Origin of the sequence: Bacillus sp. FSL K6-0255 (genome assembly GCF_045040725.1) — a bacterium.
In the GTDB taxonomy this organism is placed as follows: Bacteria; Bacillota; Bacilli; order Bacillales; family Bacillaceae; genus Bacillus; species Bacillus subtilis.
In genome coordinates this window covers 2572782-2586561 of the sequence record NZ_CP150278.1, presented here as the reverse complement: position 1 = coordinate 2586561, position 13780 = coordinate 2572782, and the positions used below count along the sequence as shown (strand labels likewise).

Below are 13780 nucleotides of genomic sequence, written 5' to 3'. Positions count from 1 at the left end.
CTATATCAGAAAAGCTTACTAGGGCGATCTTTTAGAAAGTCTACCCCATGCAAAGTATCGCCTTCCCAATAATAGGCTTTGCATGGGACGTTGCGGAATCTGGCATTCTCATCTTGCTTGCCATTTACATCACCTCCCTAACGATTTTCGATGATCACTTCCATTATAAAATAGAGTAAAGCCTTATGGCATCTTGTTAATGAAAGTTGAAGCAGTATGAAAATCAAGGGACCTTCCCAGTGAGAGGGGCTAAGGCTGATTGGCAATGAAAAGAGTAAGATTCAAGCTATATTACTTTAGATTCAAAATATTGACGAATTGATGTATTTTCAACAATAGGGCAGTCTCTTCATGTATACTGAGTCTGTATTTACAATATTTAGAAAGGGGAAGTGCAATGAAAATCAGTATGCAAAAAGCAGCGATCTCATTACTTGTTTTCACCATGTTTTTTACCCTGATGATGAGCGAAACGGTTTTTGCGGCGGGACTGAATAAAGATCAAAAGCGCCGGGCGGAACAGCTGACAAGTATCTTTGAAAACGGCACAACGGAGATCCAATATGGATATGTAGAGCGATTGGATGACGGGCGAGGCTATACATGCGGACGGGCAGGCTTTACAACGGCTACCGGGGATGCATTGGAAGTAGTGGAAGTATACACAAAGGCAGTTCCGAATAACAAACTGAAAAAGTATCTGCCTGAATTGCGCCGTCTGGCCAAGGAAGAAAGCGATGATACAAGCAATCTCAAGGGATTCGCTTCTGCCTGGAAGTCGCTTGCAAATGATAAGGAATTTCGCGCCGCTCAAGACAAAGTAAATGACCGTTTGTATTATCAGCCTGCCATGAAACGATCGGATAATGCCGGACTAAAAACAGCATTGGCAAGAGCTGTGATGTACGATACGGTTATTCAGCATGGCGATGGTGATGACCCTGACTCTTTTTATGCCTTGATTAAACGTACGAACAAAAAAGCGGGCGGATCACCTAAAGACGGAATAGACGAGAAGAAGTGGTTAAATAAATTCTTGGACGTACGCTATGACGATCTGATGAATCCGGCCAATCATGACACCCGTGACGAATGGAGAGAATCAGTTGCCCGTGTGGACGTGCTTCGATCTATCGCCAAGGAGAACAATTACAATTTAAACGGACCGATTCATGTTCGTTCAAACGAGTACGGTAATTTCGTAATCAAATAAGCAGTAAGGAAAAGAAACCGCTGCGGATTGAACTCAATCTAAAAGATACCAATGATGTATGTTGGTATCTTTTTATTTGCAGTAAAAAGTATTCAATTCTCTATAATGATTAGGTCAGGCTTGAGGCAGATACCTTAAAGGACATTGGCGATTTCATGTAAAACAATAACAATATAGAGGCTTTTTTTAAAGCCATGCCGGATTACAATGGATCTGTGCAAGAAGGCGCCTTCAATCCATCTATTAACGATGGAAAGGGGGAGGCTTTTTGCACAGTCCATCTACATCATTTGATAGTCTCCATGCGTATAAACTGTTCCGTCCATAATACGTCGTGCGGTACGGACGATCTTTATACCAGTGGGCTCCACCATTGTTTCAATAATACCAGAAGAATGAGCTAGCCGAACCTTTGTAGAGTGGTTTTTTGCTATTCTTGCAGGGATTGCACCTTCCACTGAAAGGGCTCTTGTTGTACATATCGCTCCAGTGACAGCCAGTGCTTGATGTGGCTTTTGCATGGACATCATCCTGATGTGTAAGTCCATCTCAACGTTTGAATGCCAAGCACCTGTACTATCCTTATATTTCTCTGGTTTTGATACTATAGCCAGTTTGGGGACAGCCGGTGATAACTTTGTAGCTGAAAATCGACTGGCAAAGCCGCATTTCTCTGCCGCAATGGATCTTAATTCTTCAAATTGAGCCAACTGTAGATCAGTAAATTCTTCTGCAAGTTCCGTTCCATCCAGGCCGATACTGCTCGCTTCCACAAAAACTAATGGATTTGCATAGTCGATAATAGACACCTCTATTTGGCCTTGACTTGTATCTAAAAACTCCGAACTATTTCCAGTAGGCAATAAATGACCGGTAACTGAACCAGCGGCATCATGAAAGTTTAAATAGATTGGAGATCCAGATCCAGGCACTCCAGATATCGTAACATCTCCGTCATATTTGACCTGACCGTCTTCCACTTGCACTTCCGCAATGATCATTTTATTCGTATTGGTATTCAGGATCCTTACCGCAGTCATTGGTTCTGTCGCTTTTACAAGTCCTTCTTCGATAGCAAATGGCCCAACAGCAGCGGAGATATTTCCGCAGTTCCCCTTAAAGTCCACTTTTTCTTCTGAAATGCTGACTTGACCGAAAGTATAGTGAACATCAATATCCGAGGTATGTGCTTTCTTGATTATCGCCACTTTGCTAGTAAGAGAATTGCCGCCACCCAAACCATCTATTTGTCTTTTATCAGGACTTCCCATGATATCAAGCAAAAAGGGCTCCCATTCGTTTTTATTGTTAGGCATGGCTGATTCATGGAAAAAAATTCCTTTGCTTGTTCCGCCTCTCATGATTGTTACATTCGTCTTGACCATCGTCATCATCCTCATCTGAAAGGTAGTGTTTTATGTTTTTCAGTGTAGAAGGTAAAAAAATAAAAATAAAATATAAGTTTTCTTAATATTCAATAAAAAAACTTTTATAATTGTCAAAAAAGGACTAGAAAGGAAGATGAAAATGGATGAGAAAGATTGGATTTTATTGAAAATTCTTCGCGAAGAACAAAGTGTAACAAAAACAGCAGAACGATTATTTACATCACAGCCTTCCATCACTTATCGGTTGAATAAGATTGAGGAGATTTTCGGAATTGAATTATTCACCAAAAGGCATAAAGGAATTACCTTTACTGCGGAAGGAGAACACTTGGTTGCTTATGCAAGAAGAATGCTACAGGAACTTCAAGATACCAAAGATCATATTTCTAATCTAAGCAAAGAGGTGCAAGGACATCTAAGGCTGGGGGTATCAAGCAATTTCGCTCAATATAAGCTCCCTAAGTTATTAAGGGAATTTTCCACTATGTATCCTAATGTCCAATATAGTGTACAAACAGGCTGGAGCACAGATGTCATGAAATTATTAGATGCTGGTATTGTACAAGTCGGTATACTGAGAGGAAGCCATCGCTGGAAAGGGGTGGAGGAACGGCTGACACGGGAAAAATTACATATCATCTCAAAAAAACCAATAACGATAGAGCAGCTTCCTTTTTTACCTTTTATCAAATATAAAACGGATGCTTCTTTAAAAACGATTATAGAAGATTGGATGCATACGAATCTAAAACAAGCCCCCATTATTGCAATGGAAGTGGATCGACAAGAGACTTGCAAAGAGATGGTAAAGCATGGTCTTGGTTACTCCATAGCACCAGAAATTTGCCTGCAGGAATCTGATCATTTGTACACAATGGAACTGTATAATGCTAAGGGTAAGCCTCTAATGAGAGATACTTGGCTAATGTACGATCAAAAATCATTAGGAATCAAACTCGTTAAAGCATTCATTGATTTTTTAAAGGGTGAACAAATGGTAACCATTTAAAGTTATGATAGAATTTTTTTTGGAATACAGTAAAAAAATATTTATTTAACTTATTACACCGTATAAGATATGTTAATCAAAAGTCATTTGAAAGCGTATTCTTGGAGGTGTAATATGCTTACTATTTTAGGTTTTTCGATGGTAACTGTTTTTACAATATTAATAATGACAAAGAAAGTCTCGCCAATTGTTGCCTTGACCATCACTCCCATTGTTTTTGCTCTTATTGGAGGTTTTGGTAAGGATATTGGCGACATGATTTTAGAAGGAATTCAAACAGTTGCAAGTTCAGCGGCATTGCTATTGTTTGCTATTCTTTTTTTCGGAATTTTAATTGATGCAGGTTTATTTGATCCGCTAATAGAAAAAATTTTATCTATAGTAAAGGGAGACCCTGTGAAAATAGCGATAGGGTCTGCCGTCTTGGCAATGCTTATCGCTTTAGATGGGGACGGTACAACAACCTATATGATAACAGTCTCAGCAATGTTACCTTTGTATAAAAGAATTGGTATGAATCCCATGGTTATGGCGACATTAGCAATGCTGTCGTTGAGTATCGTTAGCGGAATGACTCCATGGGGCGGACCAGCTACAAGAGCGATTTCAGTGCTGGGTTTGGATCCTTCAGATTTTTTTGTGCCATTACTTCCGACCATGCTTGGAGGTATTGCTTGTGTGATATTTCTGGCTTTTCTAATGGGAAGGAAAGAGAGGAATCGAATAGGCATCGTTCAATTAGAGCCTAGACATATAACAAAGGACAGCTCTCAATCTTATATGGCTGCTAGTTTGGAGAGCGAGCAATTGAAAAGGCCACGCTTAATATATCTTAATTTATTCCTCGTTATAAGTATCATGGTGTTTATTGTGCTTGGAACTAAGCATCCGTCAGTTTTATTTTTAATTGGTTTTGTTCTTGCCCTTACTATAAATTATCCGAATGTAAAAATGCAGAAGGAGCGAATCGCCGAGCATTCTGGTAATGCCATAACTGTAGTATTATTGGTATTTTCAGCAGGAGTATTTGCTGGTATATTATCCGGGACAAAGATGGTGGATGCCATAGCAGGATCATTAATATCCGTTATTCCCTCATCAATGGGAGGGTTTTTCCCCGTTATTGTAGCACTCACTAGTATTCCGTTTACTTTTGTTTTATCAAATGATGCATATTACTTTGGTATGGTACCTATCTTTGCAGAAGCTGCCTCAGCATATGGTATAGAACCAGTAGAAATTGCGAGGGCTTCTATAATGGGGCAGCCGGTTCATCTGATGAGTCCATTAGTTGCGTCAACACTACTGTTAGTAAGCATGCTTAAAATGGACTTGGGGTCATTTCAAAGGTTTGCCGTTAAGTGGGCTGTAATTACATCATTAGTTATTACGTTGTTAGCAATCATTACAGGGGCTATTACTATTTTGTAAAGAAACAATAATAATATTTAGACTGCCAATGAATCATTAGTTTGATTGATTTAAATACAGCTGAAAGGGGTCCCAAGCTGATTAAGCCAGTTGTCTTTCCAGTTACTCTATTGTTTAGGGTTCTTTTTTAGAAGCGGCAGCATTTTTGTCGATGTTTAGCCAGCATTTTCAACATGATGTGGAAAAGACAAGAGACAAACAAGCTCTTGTCTTTCCTAATATGATAGTTCAGTATAAATATTTAAGAAAAATGTCAGTATTGAGTAATGAATGTATCACCAGGCGTATGCCTCAGGTGTCTCTCCTCCAGGTCCGGGAAAGATATCATTTAACATGCGGAGAATCTCCTTATCCAGACTGATTTCAACGGCTTTTATCGTATCACGCAGCTGCTCAACCGTTCGGGGTCCGATGATCGGCGCAGTTAAAACTGGATTTGCCAGCACCCATGCCAAAGCCACATTTGCTTCTTTTTCTCCTAGTTCTTTGCATAAATCTGAAAATTTCTCGAGTTGCAAACGATGTTTTTCAATTAAATCTGCTCTTTTTGCTGTACGAGTTCCGGCATTGCTTTTCAATGCCTTCCCGCCAAGAAGCCCTCCTGCAAGGGGACTCCACGCCACTACTCCTAAACCAAGATCCCGTGCAGCCGGCAGCACTTCCATCTCAGCTGTTCGTTCTAATAAACTATACTTATGCTGTTCAGTGACAAGTCCCATGAATCGCCGTTTTTCAGCTTCAGCTTGCGCTTTAACTAAATGCCAGCCTGCAAAATTACTGGATCCAATATAGTCTACTTTGCCGGAGCGAACCTGACTCTCAAAAGCTTCCCATATCTCATCCCACGGTGTCCGCCTATCGATATGATGCATTTGGTACAATTCGATATGATCTGTCTGAAGCCGCTTCAGTGATCCTTCCAGGTGACGTCTGATTTTGTATAGAGACACGCCCCTCATATCATTTGGCCCGTCATTCGGATCAGAAATCGGTTCATATACTTTTGTCGCCAGAACAACTTTCTCGCGGCGCTGTCCTCCTTGTGCAAACCATTTTCCAATGATGCTCTCTGTCAATCCTGCGTTTTTGCCCCAGCCGTAAATATTGGCAGTATCAAAAAATTGGATGCCGTTATCAAGCGCTTCATCCATGATACGGAACGCAGTCTTTTCGTCTGTATCAACTCCAAAATTCATCGTGCCTAAACATAAACGGCTCACCCGCAATCCTGTTCTCCCTAAATAGGTATACTCCACAACAAACCTCTCCTTTATCATTATTTTTTGCAACAGCTGCAATACAATTGATTCAACAATTGTTTCGCTCTTTGTTACGATTAAAAAGACGAAGCAAATGTAAAGCAGACGCAAAATTATAGGAGGTTTTTTCAAATGAATATAGAGGATCTATGGGATCAATTTCATCAGCCGTTAAAAACATATATTTCACAAAGGGTTAACGATCAATCTATCGTTGATGACCTCTTGCAAATCGTATTTATGAAAATACAAGTGCATCTCCCAAATCTGATCGATGAACAAAAGATCGACAGCTGGATTTATCGGATCACTAGAAATACGATTATTGATTTTTACCGTACAAAAAAAACAAGCGAAATATTGCCTGATGATCTACATTTTAATAACCGTGCAGAGGAAGAAAATTTCACCAAGGAAGCAGCTGTGTGTATTCGATCGACCATCAAACGGTTGCCTGAAAAGTATCGAGAGGCGCTCGAGTTAACTGAATTTCAGGGGTTATCACAGAAAGAGTTGAGTGAAAAGCTCGGCATTTCTTACTCAGGAGCAAAATCAAGGGTACAACGCGGACGGGGAAAATTAAAACAGCTGCTTGAGGGGTGCTGTCATATTGAAGCGGATCGATATGGAAATATCGTAGACTTTCGTATTTTAAAGGAATAACTGATGAACAAAGTCAGTTATTCCTTTAAAATAGTCCATCCGCATGAAGAGCATTTTCCCTTTGATGTTTGCAAGAGATGTATGTATAATATAAATCGTAATGTTTTCGATTTAATAAAAAGGAGTGTTGGAATGAACATTTTATTTTCAAAGCGGCTAGGCATATTAACGATTGGTTCATTACTCGTATTGGCAGGATGTCAGACTTCCGGTTCTTCTGCAGGTGAGTCTAATCAAACAACATCATCCTCAGCAGTTGAAGAAGACTCTTCCAAAACGCAAGAGCAAACATCTGACAGTCATACACAAGAACATTCTCACGATCATAGTCATGCGCATGATGAAGAAACAGAAAAAATATATGAAGGCTATTTTAAAAACAGCCAAGTAAAGGATCGCTTACTTTCTGATTGGGAAGGAGATTGGCAATCTGTATATCCATACCTGCAAGATGGTACTCTTGACGAAGTGTTTTCATATAAATCAGAACACGAAGGCGGCAAGACAGCTGAAGAATATAAAGAGTATTATAAAAAAGGCTATCAAACAGATGTTGACCGTATTGTAATTCAGAAAGATACTGTAACGTTCTTCAAAAATGGAAAAGAATATTCTGGTAAGTATACGTATGACGGATACGAAATTCTAACCTATGATGCGGGCAATAGAGGGGTAAGATACATATTCAAACTAGCTAAAAAAGCAGAAGGGCTGCCTCAGTATATTCAGTTTAGTGATCATAGTATTTACCCGACTAAAGCTAGTCATTACCATCTCTATTGGGGGGACGACCGTGAAGCTTTACTTGATGAAGTCAAAAACTGGCCTACCTACTACCTGTCAAAAATGGATGGACACGATATTGCCCATGAGATGATGGCTCATTAAATGATGATTACTCTATGAAGTATGGTGTTCTTTTATCATAAAGCTGTTCTGCAACAGCCATTTATCAATGTGGAAAATGGCGCCTGTCCTTTATAGAGGTGAAATGCTTAAATGCTCCTGTGTTAGCTGCTGACTCTTCGCCAGCAGCTTTTTGTCTGTTTTCTCTCTCCGCCAGCGGTAACTTCTTTTTCATTGACTCCTAAAAAATAAACAAAACATTAATAAAACAACGTTATTGCATTAACAAAGTGAAAATATCCCTTAGCCGGGTTCGTTGAAGAATAGGGTCCGCGTAACGTATTGACCAAACTCACGATGCTGCCGAGACTGGAGCTCGTGCTGCCGGAATTGGTTCCTTTATCATTATATTTTTTTATCGTGGCATTTGCCGGGACCCTGTTAATCGTTGTCGTCGCCCCCGCCTTCATTCGATATACATTGGTAAGTGGACCAAGACCGTCAATTACACTGTAGCCTGATTTCTGCGATATCAAAATATGCGGCATTTTCCTCTCTGAAAGTACGGCGTTCTGCAATGAATGTTGGCATCCAACAAGGGGCAATTGATCAGTTGGGGGAGCCACTTCATAAAGAATATGTTTCAAGCTGGTGCTTATTGCTGCCAGCTTGTTTATGTTTATCGGTTGATGATGCCGGTAAACAGGCTAGCGGATTGCCGAAGAAAGGCAGGGGTACCAACGAAAGCCTCTGTTTGTCCAATGCGCCCGAATAGCTAAAGTAGCTTTCAGAAAAAAGCAACTGAATTTTTAATTTACTGCCCGATCTGCAAATTGTTAATCATAGTTCTTTTATTCACATATTCATTATTGTTAAATAAAGTAGAGGAAATCAATTGCTAAAGAAAAAACTTTAGGCAGTTATTTATATGTAGAAGGAGAGGCAAGCAATGAAAAATAGAGAGGAAGCAATTGATTATTGTTTGAGCTTTAAAAATGTATATGAAGATTACCCGTTTCGTGATAAAAATTGGACGTTAATGCGACACATAGAAAACAGAAAGGTGTTTGCGTGGATATTTAAAAAAAATGATTATATTTGGATCAATTTGAAGTGTGAACCCGGTTTTCTCGATTTTTGGAGACAGAAATACACTTCGGTCGTTCCAGCATTTCATCTCAATAAAGAGCATTGGAATTCTATCATTCTTGACGGAACTGTCTCAGATAAAGACATATACGATATGATAACACAAAGCTACATGTTAACTAAAACCAAGTATGCGACAGGCCCGAGGGAGAGGGGATGTAATATGTAAAGCCTTGAAGTGCTATAAGAGCCTTGCGTCTTGATATGGAATCTATAAGGTGAGCATTGGAAAGGAAAAAAGCTTAATCTTTTTAAGGATTAAGCTTTTTAAAAAGTTCAATTATATGTAACGACCTGACCCATTTACATCATCTATGCCTGTCAGTCTTGAATGACTTGCCTCATAAACTCAGCCACGACTACAGTGGATACTTTAAACATCTTCTGACAGACACTCCCCCTCCTTTTTCCAACTATTTTAAAGTTGCGTAACAAATCATAAACCCTGTTGTGACGATAGGGTCAATACTTTTCCTGCTTAACATGCAATTGTTATGAAACTGGAAAGATCATTTCTTGGCGGATCTTTTTAAGAAAACGAAAAAGAAGATAACAGATTGCTCTCAAGATTGCTCAGTTAAGATTTTGAAGGTAACCGTGTATAGTGAAGAAAGAATTCTTAGAGCTAAGACGAAAGGATGAGATGGATGAAGGAATATTTTACAATTGGCGAAACAGCCCGTCTAAATAACATCTCAATTCAAACATTGCGCTATTATGATAGGATCGGAATTTTCAAGCCTTATTATACAGATCAGGATAATGGTTATCGGTATTATCATGTCAAACAGTTCTTTTATTTAGATGTTATCAAGTATCTAAAATATATTAGGACACCTCTAGAAGAAATTAAGCGTTTCAGCTCATATACTTGCACCCCAGAAGATATGCAATACTTTCTTGAGGAGAAAGAAAGCGTTATTGTGCAAGAAATGGAAAAGCTCGAACGTGCTCGTCAATTACTTCATAGGAGACGAAAACAGCTTAATGAACAATTAGAAATATGCAGTAAAAAAGATGAAGGTTTCGTTTATTTTCGGTATATAGATAAACAAACAATATTAAAAGTAGAGACGCCTCAAGTTAATCCTCATAATCAATCCGATTTGTATTACAGAAAGCTGGCTGACGTTGTCGAAAAAATAGGGGATGTAATAGATAACTATTATGGATTCATTTATGATTTCAAGCCCTATAAGGATTCTCGTGAAATTTATTGCAATAGTATTTATACGACTGTTTGCAGTGGGAAAAAAATAGACATAGGAGAAAAAAACATGAGGTTAGATACGATCCCATCTGGTGAATATGTATGTATTGCATTTAATTGGTCTGCAAAAAATTATGATGAGTATTATCAAAAGCTTTATCAATATATTGAATCTCACGGCATCCAAACGGATGGAAAAGTATATCAAGTTTCTCTTCCAATCGACTATAACTCATTAAGAGAAGAAAACTTCCTTACAGAATTAAGAGTGCTAAAAAATAACTAACCCTTGACCCTATAGCTGCTATAGGGTTTATGATTTGTTCATCATATTCATTCATGAAAGGAAGGATGTATAAAATGACAAATAAAGAAGGTATGCGCTTCGGTTACTCATGCCGCAATGGCAAGGCGGTAACAACCCTTACGTACTCGGAGCACATTTATTAAACTGACTTGCTCCCAAAACGAATGGCCCATTTGAAGAAGTACTTGTCGATTTAGATGCGGATCTTGAAAAAGAGCAGGGGATTATTGGAAGGAGTTTTTGATTAAAGCAAGCTCGGTCTGCCAAAAGTTTAATTCAAAAGCACAGCCCTGATCGTGTTATTGTTTTTGGCGGGGCGTGCGGTGTAGAGCTTGCTCCTTTGCATACTTAATCGAAAAATACGATGGAGATACTGCTTTATTATCGGTTGATTGACATCTGACACCTCAGTCCCTGACCACCATCTCATGTACTTCTAATTTGCTGGGTTAGCTTTTATCATTGTTGTTTTGCTGCATCTCAAATTTTAATAAAAATTAAATCTAAAACAAAAGGAGCGATGAAGATGAGAGCACCGATAGATGAACCAATTTGGTACGCCTACCCTGGAATGGTAGCTGTAGTTACGGCTCAATATGAAGGTGAAAAAAACGCAATGTCTTCTGGGTGGCATACGTACATTGGATCTTCTCCAGGAATGTATGGGATATCCGTAAACAAAGAGACATATACTTACAAATTGATTGAGAAAAGTGGTATTTTCGGTGTGAATTTTCTTCCAGGGAGATGTTCGGGATTAATTCAAGCATTAGGCACCCGTAGTGGTAGAGATATAAATAAGTTTGAAGCATTTCATATTCAATACGAAAAAGGGCTAAAAGCCGAGGTGCCGATTTTAACTGATGCTTATTTTGCTTATGAGTGTAAAGTACACAGTGTTTCCACGTTGGGCGATCAAGAGTGGATTGTGGGAGAAGTTTTACAGAGATATCAAGATAAAGAGCTTTTCCTGAAAAATGGAATGCCAGATTTAGAAAAACTGGATATTCCGCTTCATATTGGAGGGGCCAACTATCGAATATTAAATAGTCAAGCAGAGGAGCGTCAACATGTTTTTTATCCCAAAACTGATTGAAACATTCAGGTTTCTCCGCATAGAGTAGAGGAAACCAATCAATGAATGTATTTCCGCGGACTCCGCTGGAAATCTATTGACTTATACGAAGTAAAAAAGAGACTCAAAGACCGCAACGCTTCTCTTTAAGAAGGCTTTGCGGTCTTTTTATATTTATAAGGCTCAATTCATTTTACCCTGAAAAGGTATTTAAATTTCCATTTGCAGACTATCTGTTGTAGTAACTAGAGGGCATTTATGGATCTGAAAATGAGTCTAGTCTAGCATATAAGCTTCAATTGGTTTAATTTAAAATTTTCAAAAAACGGTAGACAAACGCTGTTAAGAATTGTATAGTGTTCTCATAAGTCACTTGTATTACAAGTTAACAAGTGACTAAGAATATAAGTTTACATTTTAAACAATGACTGAGGTGATCGGAGTGAAAAAAGCAAGTTTGGCAGAACTGCAAGCGAAAGCCATTGAGCTTAGGAAAACAGCGGTAACGATGATTTACGAAGCCCAGTCCGGGCATCCAGGAGGTTCATTATCCGCTGCTGATATCATCACAGCCCTTTATTTTAAAGAAATGAATATAGATCCTAAAAATCCCAAGTGGGAAGACCGGGATCGTTTTGTCTTATCGAAAGGCCATGTGGCACCTATTCAATACGCTGCCTTAGCGCTGCGAGGATTTGTCCCGTATGAAAGCGTATACAAATTAAGGCGGTACGGCTCGCCTTTCCAAGGCCATCCTGATATGAAGAAATGCCCGGGAATCGACATTTCAACTGGTTCATTGGGCCAAGGGCTTTCCTGTGCCGTGGGTATGGCGCTTGCAGGCAAACGGGACGGCAAAGACTACCGGGTATTCGCTATGGTAGGCGACGGAGAATGCCAAGAAGGACAAATTTGGGAAGCGGTTCAAACCGCAGTAAAATACAGCCTTGATAACTTAATTGTTTTTGTCGACAATAACCGCCTGCAAATTGATGGCTATTGTGATGAAGTAATGCCGCTGCAAGACATCGAGAAAAAGTTTGAAGTGTTTGGTTTTGAAACAAAGCGAATTGACGGACATTCGATGAAAGAGATTGTAGAGATATTAGACAAAGTGACAAAAACGAAAAATGGAAAGCCGAAATGCATTGTAGCAGACACGATTAAAGGCAAAGGCGTTTCTTACATGGAAAATATCTGCTCATGGCACGGAGTAGCGCCAAATGAGAAAGAATACGAACAAGCATTAGAGGAACTGGCAGGGGGTTTAAGATCATGAGCCAAACCGAAAAAGCATTAATCACGAAAAAAGCGACACGGGAAGCTTTTGGTGATGAAATCGTTCAATTGGGAAAAGAAAATAAAAATATTTACGTAATCGATATCGATATCGGCAAGTCATGCAAAACAGGAGAATTCATAAAACAGCTCCCTCATCAGCATGTGAACGTTGGGATTGCGGAACAGAACGGTGCCGGCCTGGCAGCAGGTTTGGCGACAACAGGTAAAATCCCATTTGTAAGCACCTATGCTGTCTTCGGTTCGCTGCGTATGGCGGAACAAATTCGCCAAGAAGTTTGCTATCCAAATTTGAATGTAAAGATCGCCTGCTCACACGGCGGATTAACACCTGGAAATGATGGCGGAAGCCACCAGGCGATTGAGGATATGGGCGTATTAAGATCATTCCCAAATATGACTGTGATCATGGGTGCTGACTACCACTCAACTAGAAAACTGATCAGGCAGGCAGCGAATATGTACGGTCCAATGTACCTGCGTTTTACCCGAGACGCGGTGCCGGTTATTTACGACGAAAATGAAGAATTTATCATTGGAAAAGCCAAGCAATTAAAGCACGGAAAAGATATCGCAATCATTGCAAATGGCGATACAGTATATCTTGCTTTAGAAGCGGTCAAACAGCTGGAAGAGCAAGGGATTTATGCAACTCTTTTAGACATGCATACGATCAAGCCTTTAGATAGAGAAGCCGTGGTAGAGTGTTTGGATCTCGGCAATATCGTGACTGTGGAGGATCACAACATCCTGAACGGGCTGGGAAGTGCTGTATGTGAAGTAGCAGCCGAAGAAGGGCGGGGCAGAGTCAAACGAATCGGAGTGCAGGACCGATTTGGAGAATCGGCTCCTTATGAGAAGCTGCTGGAAATCAACGGCATTACCATCGAAAATATTATAAAAACGGCTAAAGATATGCTTAGAATATAAA

General features: G+C 39.6%; 13 protein-coding genes and 1 pseudogene. 10 read left to right on the top strand and 4 right to left on the bottom strand.

All coding sequences use genetic code 11. The annotated features are described in order from the left end of the window. Positions 1-397: 397 nt before the first annotated feature. Entirely contained in the window at positions 398-1213 is an 816-nt protein-coding gene (gene csn, locus MHB62_RS13430; protein ID WP_015714392.1) for a chitosanase, read from the top strand. A gap of 281 nt (positions 1214-1494) precedes the next feature. Here csn and MHB62_RS13425 read toward each other — a convergent pair whose 3' ends face one another. After that, on the bottom strand, positions 1495-2598 hold the full coding sequence (locus tag MHB62_RS13425) for a 2-methylaconitate cis-trans isomerase PrpF family protein (RefSeq protein WP_015714391.1): 1104 nt from the start codon (positions 2596-2598) through the stop codon (positions 1495-1497). A 142-nt stretch (positions 2599-2740) separates the two neighbouring features. On the opposite strand from MHB62_RS13425, the gene MHB62_RS13420 reads away from it, so the two are divergent. Continuing rightward, the gene (locus tag MHB62_RS13420; RefSeq protein ID WP_015714390.1) at positions 2741-3610 is read left to right on the top strand and encodes a LysR family transcriptional regulator; all 870 of its coding nucleotides are present in this window, start codon (positions 2741-2743) and stop codon (positions 3608-3610) included. A 114-nt stretch (positions 3611-3724) separates the two neighbouring features. After that, positions 3725-5041, top strand: coding sequence for a citrate:proton symporter (locus MHB62_RS13415; protein WP_015714389.1), 1317 nt, complete (start codon positions 3725-3727; stop codon positions 5039-5041). A 275-nt stretch (positions 5042-5316) separates the two neighbouring features. On the opposite strand, the gene MHB62_RS13410 is transcribed toward MHB62_RS13415, so the two are convergent. Then, positions 5317-6297: an aldo/keto reductase gene (locus MHB62_RS13410; protein ID WP_015714388.1), complete on the bottom strand. Its 981-nt coding sequence runs from the start codon at positions 6295-6297 to the stop codon at positions 5317-5319. A 135-nt stretch (positions 6298-6432) separates the two neighbouring features. Here MHB62_RS13410 and sigZ point away from each other — a divergent pair, with 135 nt between their 5' ends. Together sigZ and MHB62_RS13400 are read left to right on the top strand one after the other, a co-directional pair. Next, positions 6433-6963: an RNA polymerase sigma factor SigZ gene (gene sigZ, locus MHB62_RS13405; protein WP_015714387.1), complete on the top strand. Its 531-nt coding sequence runs from the start codon at positions 6433-6435 to the stop codon at positions 6961-6963. 132 nt (positions 6964-7095) lie between these two features. Continuing rightward, positions 7096-7851: a metal-binding protein ZinT gene (locus MHB62_RS13400; protein WP_015714386.1), complete on the top strand. Its 756-nt coding sequence runs from the start codon at positions 7096-7098 to the stop codon at positions 7849-7851. A gap of 64 nt (positions 7852-7915) precedes the next feature. Here the strand turns inward: MHB62_RS13400 and MHB62_RS13395 are convergent, their stop codons facing one another. Both MHB62_RS13395 and MHB62_RS13390 read right to left on the bottom strand, forming a co-directional pair. Beyond that, a complete protein-coding gene (locus tag MHB62_RS13395) occupies positions 7916-8044 on the bottom strand; it encodes a hypothetical protein (RefSeq protein ID WP_015714385.1) in 129 nt (42 codons plus the stop codon). 52 nt (positions 8045-8096) lie between these two features. Next, positions 8097-8388, bottom strand: a pseudogene (locus tag MHB62_RS13390) (phospholipid phosphatase); the annotation flags it as partial. A 370-nt stretch (positions 8389-8758) separates the two neighbouring features. On the opposite strand from MHB62_RS13390, the gene MHB62_RS13385 reads away from it, so the two are divergent. The 5 genes from MHB62_RS13385 (at position 8759) to MHB62_RS13365 (ending at position 13779) form a co-directional block, all read left to right on the top strand. Continuing rightward, positions 8759-9127 (top strand): MmcQ/YjbR family DNA-binding protein, encoded by a 369-nt coding sequence (locus MHB62_RS13385; protein ID WP_015714383.1) that lies wholly within the window; start codon positions 8759-8761, stop codon positions 9125-9127. Between the two features lie 478 nt (positions 9128-9605). Beyond that, positions 9606-10454 (top strand): MerR family transcriptional regulator, encoded by an 849-nt coding sequence (locus MHB62_RS13380; protein ID WP_015714382.1) that lies wholly within the window; start codon positions 9606-9608, stop codon positions 10452-10454. Between the two features lie 547 nt (positions 10455-11001). After that, positions 11002-11571, top strand: a complete 570-nt coding sequence (locus MHB62_RS13375) for a flavin reductase family protein (RefSeq protein WP_015714381.1) — start codon at positions 11002-11004, stop codon at positions 11569-11571. A 403-nt stretch (positions 11572-11974) separates the two neighbouring features. Beyond that, positions 11975-12829, top strand: coding sequence for a transketolase (locus tag MHB62_RS13370; RefSeq protein ID WP_029727162.1), 855 nt, complete (start codon positions 11975-11977; stop codon positions 12827-12829). Beyond that, positions 12826-13779: a transketolase family protein gene (locus tag MHB62_RS13365; RefSeq protein ID WP_015714379.1), complete on the top strand. Its 954-nt coding sequence runs from the start codon at positions 12826-12828 to the stop codon at positions 13777-13779. The genes MHB62_RS13370 and MHB62_RS13365 overlap by 4 nt, the downstream gene beginning before the upstream one ends. Position 13780: the final 1 nt, after the last annotated feature.